The organism is Pseudarthrobacter woesei, assembly GCF_055412745.1.
The window spans coordinates 1-16,072 of sequence record NZ_JBVAYU010000001.1 but is presented as its reverse complement, the minus strand read 5'-3'; the positions used below and the strand labels follow the sequence as shown (position 1 = coordinate 16,072).

17 protein-coding genes and 1 pseudogene are annotated in these 16,072 nt (G+C 68.8%); 14 read left to right on the top strand and 4 right to left on the bottom strand.

What is annotated here, in order from left to right; genetic code table 11:
• Window positions 1-47 precede the first annotated feature (47 nt).
• Both ACZYZE_RS00090 and ACZYZE_RS00085 read right to left on the bottom strand, forming a co-directional pair.
• Window positions 48-523: pseudogene (locus ACZYZE_RS00090) on the bottom strand (arsenate-mycothiol transferase ArsC).
• Window positions 520-1,878: an FAD-dependent oxidoreductase gene (locus ACZYZE_RS00085; protein WP_459319810.1), complete on the bottom strand. Its 1,359-nt coding sequence runs from the start codon at window positions 1,876-1,878 to the stop codon at window positions 520-522. Before ACZYZE_RS00085 ends, ACZYZE_RS00090 begins: the two are co-directional and overlap by 4 nt.
• Window positions 1,879-1,970: 92 nt before the next feature.
• Between ACZYZE_RS00085 and ACZYZE_RS00080 the strand changes: the two genes are divergently transcribed.
• The 4 genes from ACZYZE_RS00080 (at window position 1,971) to ACZYZE_RS00065 (ending at window position 4,128) form a co-directional block, all read left to right on the top strand.
• Window positions 1,971-2,321, top strand: a complete 351-nt coding sequence (locus ACZYZE_RS00080) for an ArsR/SmtB family transcription factor (protein ID WP_463905564.1) — start codon at window positions 1,971-1,973, stop codon at window positions 2,319-2,321.
• Between the two features lie 85 nt (window positions 2,322-2,406).
• On the top strand, window positions 2,407-2,607 hold the full coding sequence (locus ACZYZE_RS00075) for a hypothetical protein (RefSeq protein WP_459319819.1): 201 nt from the start codon (window positions 2,407-2,409) through the stop codon (window positions 2,605-2,607).
• Between the two features lie 73 nt (window positions 2,608-2,680).
• Window positions 2,681-3,832, top strand: coding sequence for a WD40/YVTN/BNR-like repeat-containing protein (locus ACZYZE_RS00070; protein WP_459319812.1), 1,152 nt, complete (start codon window positions 2,681-2,683; stop codon window positions 3,830-3,832).
• 8 nt (window positions 3,833-3,840) lie between these two features.
• A complete protein-coding gene (locus tag ACZYZE_RS00065) occupies window positions 3,841-4,128 on the top strand; it encodes a MoaD/ThiS family protein (protein WP_463905563.1) in 288 nt (95 codons plus the stop codon).
• Window positions 4,129-4,133: 5 nt separating this feature from the next.
• Here ACZYZE_RS00065 and ACZYZE_RS00060 read toward each other — a convergent pair whose 3' ends face one another.
• Window positions 4,134-4,370, bottom strand: coding sequence for a hypothetical protein (locus tag ACZYZE_RS00060; protein WP_459319820.1), 237 nt, complete (start codon window positions 4,368-4,370; stop codon window positions 4,134-4,136).
• A 311-nt stretch (window positions 4,371-4,681) separates the two neighbouring features.
• Here ACZYZE_RS00060 and ACZYZE_RS00055 point away from each other — a divergent pair, with 311 nt between their 5' ends.
• Window positions 4,682-5,758: an ATP-dependent DNA ligase gene (locus ACZYZE_RS00055; RefSeq protein WP_463905561.1), complete on the top strand. Its 1,077-nt coding sequence runs from the start codon at window positions 4,682-4,684 to the stop codon at window positions 5,756-5,758.
• A 156-nt stretch (window positions 5,759-5,914) separates the two neighbouring features.
• Here the strand turns inward: ACZYZE_RS00055 and ACZYZE_RS00050 are convergent, their stop codons facing one another.
• Window positions 5,915-7,234, bottom strand: a complete 1,320-nt coding sequence (locus ACZYZE_RS00050; protein WP_463905559.1) for an MFS transporter — start codon at window positions 7,232-7,234, stop codon at window positions 5,915-5,917.
• Between the two features lie 352 nt (window positions 7,235-7,586).
• On the opposite strand from ACZYZE_RS00050, the gene ACZYZE_RS00045 reads away from it, so the two are divergent.
• The 9 genes from ACZYZE_RS00045 to ACZYZE_RS00005 form a co-directional block, all read left to right on the top strand.
• On the top strand, window positions 7,587-8,327 hold the full coding sequence (locus ACZYZE_RS00045; protein ID WP_459319956.1) for an IclR family transcriptional regulator: 741 nt from the start codon (window positions 7,587-7,589) through the stop codon (window positions 8,325-8,327).
• A gap of 139 nt (window positions 8,328-8,466) precedes the next feature.
• Window positions 8,467-9,348, top strand: a complete 882-nt coding sequence (locus tag ACZYZE_RS00040) for a shikimate dehydrogenase (RefSeq protein WP_463905556.1) — start codon at window positions 8,467-8,469, stop codon at window positions 9,346-9,348.
• The gene (locus ACZYZE_RS00035; RefSeq protein WP_463905554.1) at window positions 9,348-11,312 is read left to right on the top strand and encodes a bifunctional sugar phosphate isomerase/epimerase/4-hydroxyphenylpyruvate dioxygenase family protein; all 1,965 of its coding nucleotides are present in this window, start codon (window positions 9,348-9,350) and stop codon (window positions 11,310-11,312) included. The genes ACZYZE_RS00040 and ACZYZE_RS00035 overlap by 1 nt, the downstream gene beginning before the upstream one ends.
• Window positions 11,313-11,365: 53 nt before the next feature.
• Complete coding sequence (pcaH, locus tag ACZYZE_RS00030; RefSeq protein WP_459319926.1) at window positions 11,366-12,274, top strand: protocatechuate 3,4-dioxygenase subunit beta; 909 nt, start codon at window positions 11,366-11,368, stop codon at window positions 12,272-12,274.
• A complete protein-coding gene (gene pcaG, locus ACZYZE_RS00025; protein WP_459319927.1) occupies window positions 12,267-12,848 on the top strand; it encodes a protocatechuate 3,4-dioxygenase subunit alpha in 582 nt (193 codons plus the stop codon). Before pcaH ends, pcaG begins: the two co-directional genes overlap by 8 nt.
• On the top strand, window positions 12,845-14,398 hold the full coding sequence (locus ACZYZE_RS00020) for a lyase family protein (protein ID WP_463905552.1): 1,554 nt from the start codon (window positions 12,845-12,847) through the stop codon (window positions 14,396-14,398). Before pcaG ends, ACZYZE_RS00020 begins: the two co-directional genes overlap by 4 nt.
• The gene (locus ACZYZE_RS00015; protein ID WP_459319929.1) at window positions 14,391-15,209 is read left to right on the top strand and encodes an alpha/beta fold hydrolase; all 819 of its coding nucleotides are present in this window, start codon (window positions 14,391-14,393) and stop codon (window positions 15,207-15,209) included. The genes ACZYZE_RS00020 and ACZYZE_RS00015 overlap by 8 nt, the downstream gene beginning before the upstream one ends.
• The gene (gene pcaC / locus ACZYZE_RS00010) at window positions 15,206-15,676 is read left to right on the top strand and encodes a 4-carboxymuconolactone decarboxylase (RefSeq protein WP_459319930.1); all 471 of its coding nucleotides are present in this window, start codon (window positions 15,206-15,208) and stop codon (window positions 15,674-15,676) included. Before ACZYZE_RS00015 ends, pcaC begins: the two co-directional genes overlap by 4 nt.
• On the top strand, window positions 15,673-16,072 hold a 400-nt coding region (locus ACZYZE_RS00005), incomplete at its 3' end, for a thiolase family protein (RefSeq protein ID WP_463905550.1). The genes pcaC and ACZYZE_RS00005, both read left to right, overlap by 4 nt.

The window sequence follows — 16,072 nt, the reverse complement described above, 5'->3', positions numbered from 1 at the left end:
CCGGTTCACCGGCTTGAATAGGGCCTTACTTCCTTGGCTGCCGCGGCTCAGTACGTCGATGTGCCGGGGGCGGCGGACTCCGGGGCGGTGAGTTCGGTGAAGAGGACCCCGACGCGGGCCCTGATGTCGTCCCGCACCAGCCGCATGCGCTCCATGCCGTTGATGCCGCGCAGCGACGGTTCATCCGTCTCCCAGACCTCGATGCGGCCGCGGCCGTGCCGTTCGAGATTCGCCTCGGTACCCAGGATGACGACGGCATCCGCGGTATCCAGCACCGCGTCGGTCACCGGTTTGGGGTGTTCGTCTCCGAGCTCGTGCCGAGCTCGGCAAGCGAGGCAACCGCCTCGGCGTTCAGCGCGCTTCCGGGCTTGGTGCCCGCCGAGTGGACGTCCACTGCCCCCGCGGCCAGCTGCCTCATCAGGGCGGCGGCGAGCTGGGATTTGCCGCCGTTTTTGCTGCAGACAAACAGGACACTGGGTTTTCTGGCCGGGGTGCCGGCGAGGTGTGCTTCGGAGCTGTTCATGCGTTCGTGCGGAAGCCCACGAGCACGGGTTCGGGGGCCGCACAGCACCCGCCGGACGTCTCGACAATGATGTGGGCGGCGGCCGGGACCTCGCAGCTGGTGCCGGCGTCGGAGGAACAGACGCCAGTCTCCGGAAGTTGGAGTTGGACCGTATCAGCGGCCTCGTGGTCCCCGGCCAGGGCGGCAGTGACGGAACGGACCTGTTCGTAACCGGTGGCGAGCAGGAACGTGGGTGCCCTGCCGTAGGACTTCATGCCGACAATGTAGAAGTCTTTTTCAGGATGGGCCAGCAGCGCCGCGCCGTGCGGGGCGACGGTGCCGCAGGAGTGGAATTCGGGGTCGATCAGCGGGCCGAGTTCCCGCGGCGCCTCCACCGCGGGGTCCAGTTCCAGTCGGAGTTCGCGAAGAATGTCCAGATCCGGACGGAAGCCGGTGGCGGGAACGACGACGTCGGCCGCCACGGTGCGTCCGTCGGCGGAGGCGAGAGTGACCCCGGCCGCGGACGACGGCGTGAGGGCCGCGATCCCGAAGCCGGTGTGCAGCTCCACGGTGCCGGCCCCGACCAGGCGGCGCAGCCGGCTGCCGAGCTGGCCGCGCGCGGGCAGGCCGTCAGCGTCGCCGCCGCCGTAGACCGTGGCGGCCGAAGCGCCCCGCACGGCCCAGACGATTTTCGTGTCCGGCTCCTGCTGCGCCAGGTCCGCGAGGTTGATCAGGGTGTTGGCGGCCGAGTGGCCCGCGCCGACGACGAGGACGCGGCGGCCGGCGAAGGCCGGACGGTCACGGTCCAGGACGTCCGGCAGCGGCGAGGAAATCCGCCCGGCCGCGGCCGCCTCACCTGCCGCGGGCAGTCCGGAGCTGCCCAGCGGGTTGCGACCGGCCCAAGTCCCGGACGCGTCAATCACGGCGGCCGCCTCGTAGTCGCGGAGCCGGCCGTCGGCGTGTTCCACCCGGACCAGGAAGGGGGTCGTGTCCCGGTTCCGGGAGTGGGTCTTGTCCATCCCGAGGCGGGTCACGGCCACCACTCGGGCTCCGGTGTGCAGCCTGGCGGCGATCGCCGGAACCGCGGCCAGGGGCGTGAGGTACCCGTCGATCAGCTCGCCGCCGGTAGGCAGGGCCGTGGGCCGCGGAGCTTCCCAGCCGGTCTCGGCGAGCAGCCGCACGGCAGCGGCGTCGAGGTTGAACCGCCACGGGGAGAACAGCCGGATGTGGCGCCACTGGTCGATTGCGGCGCCCGCCGTCGGGCCGGCCTCAAGGATCAGCGGTTCGAGGCCGCGCTCAAGCAGGTGGGCGGCCGCGGCGAGGCCGACGGGGCCCGCCCCGATGACAGCAACGGGAAGAGTCGTGTTCACATCCATGGTGTCCCCAGTCCGGTAAATTGATACTTATCGATATAGCCCAGTATTGTCCGCTATATCGACGCCTGTCAATATGAGTGCATAATGGACGTATGACGGCACTCCAGATTGTTGAGTCAACTGCCGCAGAGGCGTGCTGCACCCCGTCGGGCACCCCGATGCTTGGCAACGAAGAGGCGCAGGGAAAGGCCCAGCTCTTCAAGGCCCTCGCCGACCCGAACCGACTGCGCCTGCTGTCCATTGTCAAGGGGGCCGACGGCGGCGAGGCCTGTGTCTGCGACCTCACCGAGCCGCTTGACCTCGGCCAGCCCACGGTCTCCCATCACCTGAAGATCCTCGTCGACGCCGGCCTGCTGAACCGCGAGAAGCGGGGCACCTGGGCCTACTACTCACTTGTGCCCGGCGCACTGGAGCGGACCGCCGAGGTTCTGACCGGGCTGTGATGCTCCGGATCCGGCGTGGGCATCGACTCTTGAACCTGCGCCTGCCCCGGCCTAACGTTGGAGAACGAAGGAAAGGGTGACCGCGGTGGAAATCTTCATGTGGTGGCTGGATCTGGATCTGGCAAGCAAGGAGTGGCTGCGGGAAAACCTGCGCGCCGCCGAACTTCCCCTGCCGGTTCTGCAGGGCATTGCGGAGGCCGGCGGCCCCCACCCGGACAATGTGGCCGGGGTCCTGACCGACGCCGACTGGGACTTCATCGAGACGCAGTCCGAATTCGTGGACTGATCACGCCGGCAGGCCAACAAGCAGGCGAACAGGATGCAAGAAACCATTGCGGCCTTCGGGCCGGGGTGGTTGCATGGGGGTCATGGCTACCGCAGAGAGTTACGTCCTGGCGATCGGAACCAAGAAGGGGCTATGGCTGGCAACCAGCCCGGACCGCAAGGACTGGTCCCTGTCCGGACCGCATTTCTTGATGAGCGAAATCCCCAGCATCGGCATCGACACCCGCGGCGGCCGGATCCGGATCCTGGTCGGCGTCCGGTCCGAGCACTGGGGCCCCACGGTCTTCCACTCCGATGACCTGGGCGGAACGTGGACTGAGCCCGAGGAGGGCGCCATCCGCTTCCCCGAGGGCACCGATGCCGCCCTGGAGCGCGTCTGGCAGATCCATCCCGATACCGAATCCCGACCGGGCGTGGTCTGGGCCGGCTGCGAGCCGATCTCGGTCTGGAAATCGACCGACGGCGGCGAACATTTCGAGCTCAACCGCGGCCTCTGGGACCACCCGCACCGCTCCGAGTGGGGTGCCGGCTACGGCGGCGCCGCGGCGCACTCGATCATCGTCGACCCCTCCGGCGAGAAGGTGCACGTGGCCATGAGTACCGGCGGGGTCTACCGCTCGCTCGACGGCGGCACTTCCTGGGAGCCCCGCAACAGGGGGATCTCCGCCTACTTCATGCCCGATCCGAATCCGGAATTCGGCCAGTGCGTCCACAAAATCGCGGCCGACGCCGCCGTCGACGGCCGCCTCTATGCGCAAAACCACCACGGCGTGTATCGCAGCGATGACGACGCCGAGCACTGGGAATCGATCGCGGCGGGGCTGCCCGCGGACTTCGGCTTCGTGATGCTGACACACCCGCGCCGGGCGGGTACGGCCTGGGTGATCCCGCTCAAAGCCGACGGCGAACGTATCCCGCCGGACGGCAAACTGGCGGTCCACCGGACCGATGATGCCGGCGGGACATGGAAGCGGCTGGACGACGGACTGCCGGGTTCCGAGTTCAATTCCGTGCTCCGCGACGCCGCTTGTGTTGATGCCGCGGATCCGGCCGGTGTGTACTTCGGAACGCGCGGCGGAAGCGTCTACGCCAGTGCCGATGAAGGCGAACACTTCACCGAGATCGCTTCGCACCTGCCGGACGTCCTGTGCGTCCGCGCCGCGGCCGTGTCGTCCGCGTCCGCCCCGGTGCCGGGCGCCGTGCCCGGCGTCGCCATGAACGCCTGAGCGCCTCCATGACTGATATCTCTGTGTTGCTGCCCAGCGTGCTCCAGCCGCTCGCCGGCGGGCAGCCCATGCTGACTGCGCCCGCCGGCGGGGCGGTGACGGTGGAGAGCGTGCTGGACTCGGTGACCGGGGGTTACCCGGCGTTGTCGAGGCGGCTGCGGGACGAGACCGGGGCGGTCCGGCGCTACGTGAATATATACGTCAACGGGAATGAAATCCGCCGGCTCCAGGGGCTCGCCACCGAAGTGGTGCCGGGCCAGGAGATCCTGATCATCCAGTCGGTCGCCGGGGGCTGACAGCGTCAGGCCACGCGCCAGAGGGTGCACTCGTCAGTGTTGATGGCCTTGCGCAGCCCGGACCGCCGGTCCATGATCCAGACGACGCCGATTCCGGGCGCGGTTTCCTGGACACTGCCGCGGCGGATCACAACGTCGTCGTAGTTGGGGCCGACCTTCAGGCGGGCCTCGATCTCGTCGCCGCGGTGCAGCTGGTCCAGGGCTCGGACACGGGTTACATGGGCATTGGCTTCCTTCAACATGGCGGGGCCTCCCGGACTGGAGCTGGTGCCTGCTTTTGCCGGCACTTCCAGTGTCCGGTGCCAATGTTGCCGCAGCGTTTCGGCCCGGTAAGCGGCGGGTAAGGTTTGCGCGCCCGCGCCGATGCGCCCGTCTACGCGCGTGCCCTGCCGGCGCCCCCACCGCTCCTGCCCGGTTCCTTCCCACAGGCCGCCGGAAACGCCCGGCATGTCCGGCGAACGTGCCGGGTTTCCGGCAGGCAACCGGGCGGGAGCGCTGGGCCTGTGCCCGGCGCCCACTGGCGGGCGGCGGGGTGGGCAGCCACAATGGGCCTATGCGACTGCCGCTGATGCCCCCGATCGCACCGATGCTGGCGAAGGCCGTGGGTGCCCTGCCCGAGGGAGCGGTGCTGTTCGAGCCGAAGTGGGACGGCTTCCGGGCCATCATCTTCCGGGACGGAGGAGACGTGGAGATCGGCAGCCGCAACGGCAAACCCCTTACCCGCTACTTCCCGGAACTTGTCGAGGCCCTGAAATCGAACCTCCCGCCGCGCTGTGTGCTCGACGGCGAGATCATCCTGCTCGGCACCTCGGGGGACCGGCTCGACTTCGACGCGCTGCAGCAACGGATCCACCCCGCCGCGAGCCGGGTCCGGATGCTGGCGGAACAGACCCCGGCGAGGTTTGTGGCGTTCGATCTGCTGGCCCTCGACGACGAGGACCTCACCGGGCGTCCCTTCGCCGAGCGGCGGGCCGTGCTGAAGCGGGTGCTCGCCGGCAGTGCCGCACCGGTCCACCTGACGGCAGCGACCGAGGACCGGGAAACGGCCGGGCAGTGGTTCCGCCAGTTTGAAGGGGCAGGCCTGGACGGGATCGTGGCCAAACCGCTGGACGGGCCGTACCAGCCGGACAAACGCGCGATGTTCAAGATCAAGCACGAACGCACTGCCGACTGCGTTCTCGCCGGGTACCGCGTCCACACGTCCGGGCCGGACAGGATCGGCTCTCTGCTGCTGGGGCTCTACGACGACGTCGGCGTACTCGTCAATGTGGGGGTCGTAGGTGCCTTCCCTCTGCAGCGGCGCAAGGAACTCTTCGAGGAACTCCAGCCGCTCGTGACCGGCTTCGAGGGGCACCCCTGGGCGGGGGCCCGGCAGGAGGAGGGCGGGCGGACGCCGCGCAATGCCGAGGGCAGCCGGTGGAGCGGTGGCAAGGACCTCTCGTTCACCCCGCTCCGGCCGGAACGCGTCGTCGAAGTGAAATACGACCATATGGAAGGAAAGCGGTTCCGCCACACCACGCAGTTCGTGCGGTGGCGGCCGGACCGGGATCCGCTCTCCTGCAATTACGGACAGCTCGAGGACCCGGTCAGCTACGATCTGGCCGCAGTGCTGGGAGCCGGCGGGGACTGACCCGGAGGTTGCGGCCAGGTCCGGACGCCCGACGCTCCCGCCCAGTTGCCTTTCCGCGGCCCGCACGGGACACGGAAAAGCCCGGCGTGTCCTGTGGACACACCGGGCTTCCGGTGGTGCGGCCCGAAGTAACCGGGAAGGAGCGGAGCGGCCGGGTTACTTCAGGCCCAGCTCCTTGGTGGGAATCTTGAAGGATTCCTTGGCGGTCATGGCCGAGACGGCCGAGATGAGGCAGATGACGGCGGTGAAGATGCTGATCTGGACCCAGCCGCCGGGCTTGATGCCGCCCATGGCTGCGACGATCGCCGGGGCGAAACCTGCCATCAGGAAGCCGAGCTGGGTGCCGATGGCCAGGCCGGAGAAGCGGACCCTGGTTCTGAACATTTCGGCGTAGAAGGCGGGCCAGACCGCGTTGGAGGCTGCGTAGCCGAAGGAGAAGAAGCCGATTGCGGCGAGGAACATCAGCGGGACGCTGCCGGACTCGAGGCTGAGCAGGAACACCGGCGTCAGGACGGCGCTGGCAAGGGCGCCGTAGATGAAGACCGGCTTGCGGCCGATCCGGTCCGCGAGCCTGCCGAAGAGCGGCTGGGTTCCGAGTGCGACGACGTTGGCTCCGACGACGAGCCAGAGAGTGGTGGTGCCGTCCACGCCGGCGACGTTCTTGGCGTAGGCGATGGCCAGGGTGCCGAACACGGTGGAGACGGCGGCGATGAACGCGCAGGCGACGACGCGGAGGACATCGCGCCAGTGGTCCTTGAGCAGGTCCGCGACGGGGAGCTTGGAGATCTGGGCGGTCTTCTGGGCTTCCTCAAAGGCCGGCGGCTCGTGCAGGGTGCGGCGGATGAAGAACGCAACAAGCACGACGACGGCGCTGAGCCAGAACGGGATTCGCCAGCCGATGCCGTACTTGATCTCGTCCGGGAGGGCCAGGACGGGGATGAAGACGAGTGCTGCAAGGATCTGGCCGCCCTGGGTGCCGGTGAGTGTCCAGGAGGTGAAGAAGGCGCGGCGGTTGTCCGGTGCGTGCTCCAGGGTCATGGAGGACGCGCCGGCCTGCTCGCCGGCGGCGGAGAGTCCCTGGCAGAGGCGCGCCAGCACCAGCAGGGCCGGAGCCCACCAGCCGATGGTGTTGAAGTCGGGCAGGCAGCCGATCACGAAGGTGGAGGCGCCCATCAGCAGGAGCGTGAACATCAGGACCTTCCGGCGGCCCACCCGGTCACCGAAGTGGCCCAGGATGACGGCGCCGATCGGCCGGGCGACGTAGGCGAAGCCGAAGGTCGCGAAGGACATGATCGCCGCGTTGGCGCCGGCGTCGGGGAAGAAGACCGTGGGGAAGATCAGCGCGGCGGCGGATCCGAAGATAAAGAAGTCGTAGTACTCGACGGCGCTGCCCAGGAAGCTGGCGAGGGCTGCCTTCTTCGGCGTCCCCGCCGGTGCGTCAGTGCCCGGCGTCGTAGACGGGAGTGTCTGGCTCATGGTGTTCCTTATGTGTGACGACATTGTCGCGGATGGATCAGGAAGGTCTCAGCCGCCGCTGGCTTTAAGTGTGCGGCAGCAGAAGGTTCGTGGAAAGACCCGGACGAGTAGCCACATGGTGGGAGCTACTTGTGCGATGTAGCAATCATGACTGTGAGGGCGGTCACTTGTCAACAAAAATAATCACTATCTAGAAATAGCTCTCACCATGTGAGAGCATTGAGCCATGAGTGTGAATCAAGACACAGAACTGGCCGGGAATGCCGCCATCGGGGCAACCCCCAACGGTGATGGTGCAAACGCTGACACCAAGGCCGGTGCAAAAGCCGCCAGGGAGGACTCCCGGACGGATATGGTCGGCAAGGCCCTGGGGCTGCTGGTCCTGCTCGGCGACGAGCCGAGGGGTGCCAGTGCCGCCGAGTTGTCCCGGCGGGCGGAGCTGCCCTTCAGTACCACCTACCGCCTGCTGGGTTCCCTCACCCGCGACGGCTTCGTGGACTACGAGCCGGACGGGCGCCGCTATCACCTGGGCCTGCGGATCTTCCAGCTCGGGCAGCGCGTGTCCAACCATCACGGATTCGCCGGCACCGCCCTGCCCGTCCTGAGGCGCGTCACGGAGGAGACGGGGGAGGCCACCATCCTCTCCGTGCGCGACGGACATCACCACCTCACCGTCAACAAGGTGGACGGGCCCCAGACCTTCCGCGTCACGAGCGACCCGGGACACCTGGGTGCCCTGCACACCACCTCCGTTGGCAAGGCGCTCGTGGCCTTCGCCGACGACGCCACCCGCAGCCAGCTCGTCGAAGAACTCGCGCTGGAGCCTTTGACCGAATTTTCTATCACCGACCGGGGTGCCTTTCGGGCTGAGATCGAGCTGGTCCGCAAGCGTGGCTACGCCGTCATGGACGAGGAAAACGAGTTGGGCATGCGGGCGGTTGCCGTCCCGGTGTTCAATTCCCAGGGCCACGCCTTCGCCGCGCTGGCCACGGCAGTCCCGGTCTTCAGGATGAGCGTGGAGGCCCTCGTGGCCCTGGTTCCGCTGCTCCAGGCGGCGGCGGCAGAGCTGTCCGCGCGGCTGCCCCAGCAATGAGTGCTCATACGGTGTTCGCTAGTAGAACAAAAGTGCATCATGTGAACAATTGCGGTAAGGTAATCCCCAACACCCGGCCCGCGGCCGGCGCCAACGGCGTCCCCGCCCGCCGAGTGCCGTTGTCAAAGGAGCTAAACGGATGAGCAATCGAGCAGAGTCCTATCTCGTGGGCCTGATAGGCGATGGCGTGATGCCGTCCCTCACGCCCCTGATGCACGAGCGCGAAGGCGATGTGCAGGGCCTCCGGTACCTCTACCGCCCCATCGACCTCACCGAACTGGGACTTCCCGGCCAGAGCGTCGGCGAACTCCTGGCCGGCGCCTACCGCCTGGGCTTCAACGGGCTGAATATCACCCACCCGTGCAAGCAGCTGGTCCTGGACTACCTGGACGAGGTCACGCCGGACGCCCGGCGCCTCGGTGCGGTCAACACGGTGACCATCCGGGACGGCCGCTTCATCGGCCATAACACCGATTTCTCGGGGTTCGCCGCAGCCCTGGCCACGGGCCTGCCGGGAGCGAAGCTGAACCGGGTGGTGCAGCTGGGCGCCGGGGGTGCCGGGTCCGCTGTCGCCTACGCCCTACTCACCGCCGGCGTCCGCGAACTGGACCTTGTGGACACCGATCCCGCCCGCTGCGCGGCCCGCGCCGCCGAACTTGCCGGTTTCTTCCCGGACCAGCTGGTCACCGCACGGACGACGGCTGAGCTGCCGCACCTGATGCCGCTGGCCGACGGCCTGGTGCACTGCACCCCGGTGGGCATGGCCGCCCACCCCGGCGTACCGCTGGACATGTCCCTTGTGGCACCCCGGCACTGGGTCGCGGACATTGTGTACCGGCCGATCGAGACCGAACTGGTCCGCGAGGCCCGGGCCAAGGGTTGCGAGGTGCTCGACGGCGGCCGGATGGCCGTGGGACAGGCCGCCGACGCCTTCCGCATCTTCACCGGCCGCGAGGCCGACGCGGACCGGATGCGGGCGCACTTCCTGGCACTGGTCGCCGCGGAAGAGATGGCAGCCTGATGCGCACCGGAATCGCCACCGTCTGCCTCTCCGGCACCCTGCGGGAAAAGATGCAGGCCTGCGCCACCGCCGGCTTCGACGGAATTGAAATTTTCGAACAGGACCTCGTCACGTCCCCGCTGAGCCCGGAGGACGTCCGCACCATGGCCGCGGACCTGGGCCTGAGCCTGGATCTGTACCAGCCGTTCCGCGACTTCGACAGCGTGCCCGGGGAACTGCTTGCCGCCAACCTGCGCCGGGCGGAGGCCAAGTTCCGGCTGATGTCCCGCCTCGGTATGGACACCATCCTGGTTTGCTCCAACGTTGCCACCGCCAGCATTGACGACGACGGACTCCGGGCCGAACAGCTGACCGCCCTCGCCGCCCTCGCCCAGGACCACGGCGTCAAGGTGGCCTACGAAGCGCTGGCCTGGGGAAAGTACGTCAACGACTACGAGCACGCCCACCGGCTCGTGGAAACGGTGGACCACCCCAACCTGGGCACCTGCCTGGACTCGTTCCACATCCTCTCCCGCGACTGGGACACCGCCCCGATCGAATCCTTCAACCCGGCGAAGATCTTCTTCGTCCAGGTGGCCGATGCGCCCAAGCTGTCCATGGACGTGCTGTCCTGGAGCCGGCACTACCGGGTCTTTCCGGGCGAAGGGCAGTTCGAACTCGCCAAGTTCCTCGGCCACGTGGTCCGGGCCGGCTACACCGGCCCGGTGTCCCTTGAGGTCTTCAACGACGTCTTCCGCCAGTCCGACGTCGAACGCACCGCCGTGGATGCGATGCGGTCGCTGATCTGGCTCGAGGAGCAGAGCGCCCAGTGGCTTGACGCGTCGCCGGCCGCCGAAAACGGCGCCGGCGGCGCCGGTACGCGCGGTGCCGGCCGCCGCCGGTACCCGATGGAACTGGCCACACTCCCGCAGGTGGCCGAGCCGGCCGGCTTCAACTTCGCCGAGGTCAGGGCCGCCGACCCCGCCGGCCTGGAAACCCTGCTGGGCCAGTTGGGGTTCGCGTTCAACGGGCGCCACCGGACCAAGAATGTGCAATTGTGGACCATGGGCCACGCCCGCGTGATCATCAACGAGGACTCCGCCCAGGAATCCCGCGACACCCAGGCCGCCTTGGCACCCGCCATTTCCGGCCTGGGCTTCGACGTCGATTCCCCCGTGATTGCCGCGGCCCGGGCCCAGCAGCTCAAAGCCCCGGCCGTGCCGCGCAAGAGCCAGGCCGACGAGGAAATTTTCCAGGGCTTCGCCGCCCCGGACTCCACCGAAATCTTCCTGTGCCAGGGCAGCCCCGACGGAACTGCCGCGTGGACCCGCGAATTCGGCGAGGGAATGGCAACCCCGGCTGCCGGCCGGGCAGCGGAGCAGAATGCCGTGATCGACCACGTCAACCTGGCCCAACCCTGGCAGCACTTCGACGAAGCCGTCCTGTTCTATACCAGCGCACTGGCACTGGCACCGCAGCCGTACGCGGAAGTCGCCAGCCCCACCGGGCTGGTCCGGTCCCAGGTGATGCTCACCCGCGACCGCGGCGTCCGCCTGGTGCTGAACCTGGCCCCGCTGATCCAGCGCGAAGGCGCCGCCACCGGCACGGATGGTACGTCCTGCGCCGGCCGGCGCAGGACGTACCAGGAACACATCGCCTTCGCGGTGGACGACCTCGTAGCGACGGCCCGCGCCGCGAAGGCCCGGGGCCTTGATTTTCTGCGGATCCCGGCGAACTACTACGAGGACCTCGACGCGCGGTTCGGCTTGGACCCTGCCTTCCTGGCCACTCTCCGGGAGCTTAACCTGCTCTACGACCGCGACGCCGACGGCGAGTTCCTGCACTTCTACACCGCCACGGACGGCAGCGTGTTCTTCGAGATGGTGGAGCGCCGCGGATCCTACGACGGCTACGGGGCGCCCAACGCCCCGGTGCGCCACGCCGTCCAGTACGACCACCTGCACCAGTTGAACCCCACCCCCTGAGCCCCACCCCTGACCGCCCCAGCAACACCAACACCCAACGAAAGGAGGCTGCTGTGCCTGAAGAATTTAACCTTGAGATCTTCAATGCCGACCCGATCACCGAAGACGTGTCCGACGAAGCCGCGGAGGCCGCACCGAAGACGTATGCCAGTGCTGTCCCTGCCCTGGACGCCGCCGCAGAGTCGCAGGCGGACCTCAGCGCCGAGATGAGGGCCATCGGCGAGGCCTACGCGCAGGCCCTCAGGAACGGTGGCCCGGCGGAGATCCAGCCGCGGCTGGACTATGCGCCGTACCGCAGCAGCGTCCTGCGCCACCCCACCAAGGACCTGCACCACGCCGACCCGGAAACCATCGAGCTCCACTCTCCGGCGTTCGGGCACATGGACGTGCACGCGCTCGAAGCGGACCTCACCATCGCGCACAACGGTGAACCGCTGGGCGAACGCATCGTCGTCTCGGGCCGTGTGCTCGACGGCGACGGACGTCCCGTCGCCGGCCAGCTGGTGGAGATCTGGCAGGCGAACTCCGCCGGCCGCTACATCCACAAACGGGACCAGCACCCGGCACCGCTGGACCCCAACTTCACCGGGGTCGGCCGCTGCATCACCGGCGCCGACGGGTCCTACAGCTTCACCACCATCAAGCCCGGCGCCTACCCGTGGAAGAACCACCTCAACGCCTGGCGCCCGGCCCACATCCACTTCTCCCTGTTCGGGCAGGAATTCACCCAGCGGATCGTCACCCAGATGTATTTCCCCGGTGACCAGCTCTTCCCGCTGGACCCGATCTACCGGTCGATCGTGGACCAGGACGCCCGCGACCGGCTCGTGGCCACCTACAACCACGAGCAGACCAGGCCCGAGTGGGCCCTGGCATACAACTGGGACATCGTCCTGACCGGGTCCAAGCGGACCTGGACCGAGAACGAAGCCCTGGGCGCGGAAGGCGACGACCATGAGTAGACTCACCCCGACACCCGGCCAGACGGTGGGCCCGTTCTACGGCTACGCGCTGCCCTACACCAAGGACCGCGAACTGCTGGCGCCCGGCTCCGCAGGCTCCGTCCGGCTCCAGGGCACCGTGTACGACGGCGCCGGCCACCCGATCCCGGACGCGATCCTGGAAATCTGGCAGGCCGACGCCGAGGGCAAGGTTCCGCACCAGACCGGATCCCTGGTCCGCGACGGCTACACCTTCACCGGCTTCGGCCGCAGCGCTGTGGGCAACACCGGCGTTTTCACCTTCACCACGGTCAACCCCGGCCCCACCGGGGAAGGCGCCGCGCCGTTCATCGCCGTCGCGGTCTTCGCCCGCGGCCTGATGAACCGGCTCTTCACCCGGATCTACCTCCCCGAGAACGAGGAGGCCCTGGCCGCGGATCCGCTGCTGTCCTCCCTGGATCCGGAACGCCGCAAGACGCTGATCGCACGCCGCGACCCCGACGGCGGGCTGAGCTGGGACATCCGGCTTCAGGGCGAGGGCGAGACCGTGTTCCTTGATTTTGACGGCGACGGCCTCGAAGGTTCCTCGAAATGACCTCCCTCGGCACCGATGGCGACGCACGCCTGCAGGGTGATTTTGGCCTCCTGAGTCCCGTGTCGGCGTCGCCCCTCGTGGCGGCGCTGACCGGTGACCGGGCCATCCTTGCCGCCATTCTCCGGGTCGAGGCCGCCTGGACCGCGGTCCTGGAAGGCGCGTCCCTTGCGCCCGCCGGCTCCGCCGCGGTGGTCGCCGCGGCCGCCGAGGTGGGCCGCTATGACGTCGCGGACATTGCCGTGCGCGCCCAGTGCGGCGCCAATCCGGTGATCCCGCTGCTGGCGGATCTCCGCGGCCAGGTCGAGGCCCTTGACACGGCGGGAATCGGTGCCGCGAAGGCCGTGCACGCCTCGCTGACCAGCCAGGATGTCCTCGACACCGCCCTTATGCTGCTGTCCCGGGATGCGGTCCGCGGGCTGCTCACCGAGCTGAAGGCAACGACGGCGGCCCTGGCCGCCCTTGCCGAACAGCATGCGGACACCCTGTGCGTGGGCCGCAGCCTCACCCAGCACTCCCTGCCGTTCAGCTTCGGGCTGAAGGCGGCCCAATGGTTCCACGGACTTGCCGCCGCCGCGCGCCGGCTCGAGGCCCTCGACTTCCCGGTGCAGACCGGGGGAGCGGCCGGAACCCTCGCGGCCGGCACCGTATTAACGGCCGCCGCGGGGTTGAGCGCAGGAAGGCCCCTCAGCCCCTTTGATCTCTCCGACCGGCTGGCCGCAGAACTCGGCCTCGCAGCGGTCCCGGCGCCCTGGCATACGAACCGGCTGGCGGTGACATCCCTCGGCGACGCCCTGGCCGCTGTGACCGACGCGGCGGGCAAGATCGCCTCCGACGTGCTGTTCCTGGGCCGCCCGGAGGTCGCCGAGCTTGCCGAACCCCGCGCCGCCGGCCGGGGCGGGTCCTCGGCGATGCCGCAGAAGCAGAACCCGGTGCTGTCCGTGCTGGTCCGCAGCGCTGCCCTGCAGGCACCCGGCCAGGCGGCCCAGCTGCACGTGGCCGCCGCCAACTTCAACGATGAACGCCCGGACGGCGCCTGGCACAGCGAATGGCCGGCCCTCCGCCAGCTCCTGCGCCTCGGCCTCGGCGCTGCCGTGCAGCTCCGCGAACTCGCCGAAGGCCTGCAGGTCTTCCCCGCGGCCATGCGGCGCAACCTGGAACTGTCCGGGCCACTGCTGCTCAGCGAAGCCGTTACCGCCGCCGTCGCACCGCTCCTTGTTGGAAAGTACGGCGTTGGAATCAACGGTGCCGGCGGCAAACAGCGGCTGCAGTCCGTCGTGGACCAGACACTCCAGGTCCCGGCCGCGGACCTGGCCGCCACCTACCGGCGGCTGCTCCGCGCGGCTGTCCCGACGGAGCTGCTCTCCGATACCCGGCTGGAGGAACTGCTCGATCCGGCCAACTACCTGGGCCAGGCCGCCGAAATCTCCCGCCGCATCCTCGCGTCCTACCCGGACTACAGCGCCAGCGTCAGTGTCACCGACACAAGAACTGTCGCCGGAGCCCACGCCCCGACACCGACCCCCGACCTGAACGGAGCCTCCCATGGCTAGACCAACCGTCAAGGCAGTCCTGCTCTCGCCCCAGCGACCACTGGGGGACAAACCCCTCCTCGTGGTGGGCCCGTCCCTGGGCACGTCCACCCTGCTATGGAGCCAGGCCGGAGCCCTGCTCGGGAGCGACGTCGACGTCGTCGCCTGGGACCTGCCGGGCCACGGCATCTCCCCGGCCGCGACGGAGACGTTCACCGTCGCCGAACTGGCCGACGCCGTCGTCGAACTGGTCGATTCGATCGCCCCCGGAACACGGTTCCACTACGCCGGTGTATCCCTCGGCGGTGCCACCGGGCTGCAGCTGGGCATCAAACACGGCGAACGCCTCAAGAGCCTGTCCGTACAGTGCACCGGCGCCAAGCTCGGCACCCCCGAAGCCTGGCTGGAACGCGCGGAAACCGTCCGCACCCAGGGAACTCCCGTGATGATCCAGGGCTCCGCGCAGCGCTGGTTCGGCCCCGGCTTCATGGAGCGCCAACCGGAACTCAGCGGGCGGCTCCTGCACAGCCTGCGCGACGCGGACCGGTTCAGCTACGCCTTCTGCTGCGAAGCCCTCGCCGGCTTCGACGTCCGGGCCGGACTCGGCGGGATCAGCGTCCCCACCCAGGCCGTCGCGGGCGCCCTGGACACCGTTGCCCCGCCGTCCTTCGCCGCGGCGATCGTCGAAGGGATCACGGCCGGCGGCGGCACCGCGAATGCCGTGACGCTGGAGGGCGTGGCGCACCTGGCCCCGTTTGAGGCACCCGGTCACGTCGCGGGGCTGCTGCGGAGCCTCATCACCTGGACCGAGTCCGGCGGGGCAGCCGGGTGAACGGCCCGGAACGGGACGGCCCCGAGCGGACCGGCCTGGAACGGCATGGAGCAGTCCAGCCGGACGCCACCAGCCAGGACATCTACGACGGCGGCATGGTGGTCCGCCGCGAAGTGCTCGGCGCCGCGCACGTGGACCGCGCCAACGCCAACAAGGACTCCTTCACCGAGGACTTCCAGGACATGATCACCCGGATCGCCTGGGGCGGCATCTGGACCCGGCCGGGCCTGAGCCGGCAGATGCGCTCCGCGGTCACCATCACCGCGATGGTGGCCCACGGGCACTGGGAAGAACTGGCCATGCACCTCCGCGCCGCCATCACTAACGGCTTGAGCAGGGACGAGATCAAGGAAATCCTGCTGCAGACCGCCATCTACTGCGGGGTCCCCGCCGCTAACACCGCCTTCAAGACCGCCCAGCAGGTGTTCCAGTCAATGGACGACGCAGAAATGGACAAAGCACCATGAACCAGGCCTACCTCTATGACGCCGTGCGGACGCCGTTCGGCAAGTTCGGCGGCGGACTCGCCGACGTCCGCCCGGACGACCTCGCCGCCCACGTGATCCGCGAAGCCGTCAAGCGCGCCCCGAAGCTCGACGTCGAGCGCATCGACGAGGTGGTCTTTGGCAACGCCAACGGCGCCGGCGAGGAAAACCGCAACATCGCCCGAATGGGCACCCTCCTGGCCGGGCTCCCGGTGTCCATCCCCGGCACCACCGTCAACCGGCTCTGCGGCTCCTCCCTGGACGCCGCGATCATCGCGTCCCGGCAGATCAACACCGGCGACGCCGAGCTCATGCTGGTCGGCGGCGCCGAATCCATGTCCCGCGCTCCCTGGGTGCTGCCCAAGACGGAGAAGCCCT

Excerpts from the sequence above, each read along its gene's own strand:
- ACZYZE_RS00060 (WP_459319820.1), bottom strand. The coding sequence starts at position 4,370 with ATGTTGAAGGAAGCCAATGCCCATGTAACCCGTGTCCGAGCCCTGGAC.
- ACZYZE_RS00050 (WP_463905559.1), bottom strand. The coding sequence starts at position 7,234 with ATGAGCCAGACACTCCCGTCTACGACGCCGGGCACTGACGCACCGGCG.
- ACZYZE_RS00035 (WP_463905554.1), top strand. The coding sequence starts at position 9,348 with ATGCGCACCGGAATCGCCACCGTCTGCCTCTCCGGCACCCTGCGGGAA.
- ACZYZE_RS00015 (WP_459319929.1), top strand. The coding sequence starts at position 14,391 with ATGGCTAGACCAACCGTCAAGGCAGTCCTGCTCTCGCCCCAGCGACCA.
- ACZYZE_RS00085 (WP_459319810.1), bottom strand. The coding sequence starts at position 1,878 with ATGGATGTGAACACGACTCTTCCCGTTGCTGTCATCGGGGCGGGCCCC.
- ACZYZE_RS00065 (WP_463905563.1), top strand. The coding sequence starts at position 3,841 with ATGACTGATATCTCTGTGTTGCTGCCCAGCGTGCTCCAGCCGCTCGCC.
- ACZYZE_RS00020 (WP_463905552.1), top strand. The coding sequence starts at position 12,845 with ATGACCTCCCTCGGCACCGATGGCGACGCACGCCTGCAGGGTGATTTT.
- ACZYZE_RS00045 (WP_459319956.1), top strand. The coding sequence starts at position 7,587 with ATGGTCGGCAAGGCCCTGGGGCTGCTGGTCCTGCTCGGCGACGAGCCG.
- ACZYZE_RS00080 (WP_463905564.1), top strand. The coding sequence starts at position 1,971 with ATGACGGCACTCCAGATTGTTGAGTCAACTGCCGCAGAGGCGTGCTGC.
- ACZYZE_RS00070 (WP_459319812.1), top strand. The coding sequence starts at position 2,681 with ATGGGGGTCATGGCTACCGCAGAGAGTTACGTCCTGGCGATCGGAACC.
- ACZYZE_RS00040 (WP_463905556.1), top strand. The coding sequence starts at position 8,467 with ATGAGCAATCGAGCAGAGTCCTATCTCGTGGGCCTGATAGGCGATGGC.
- ACZYZE_RS00055 (WP_463905561.1), top strand. The coding sequence starts at position 4,682 with ATGCGACTGCCGCTGATGCCCCCGATCGCACCGATGCTGGCGAAGGCC.
- pcaG (WP_459319927.1), top strand. The coding sequence starts at position 12,267 with ATGAGTAGACTCACCCCGACACCCGGCCAGACGGTGGGCCCGTTCTAC.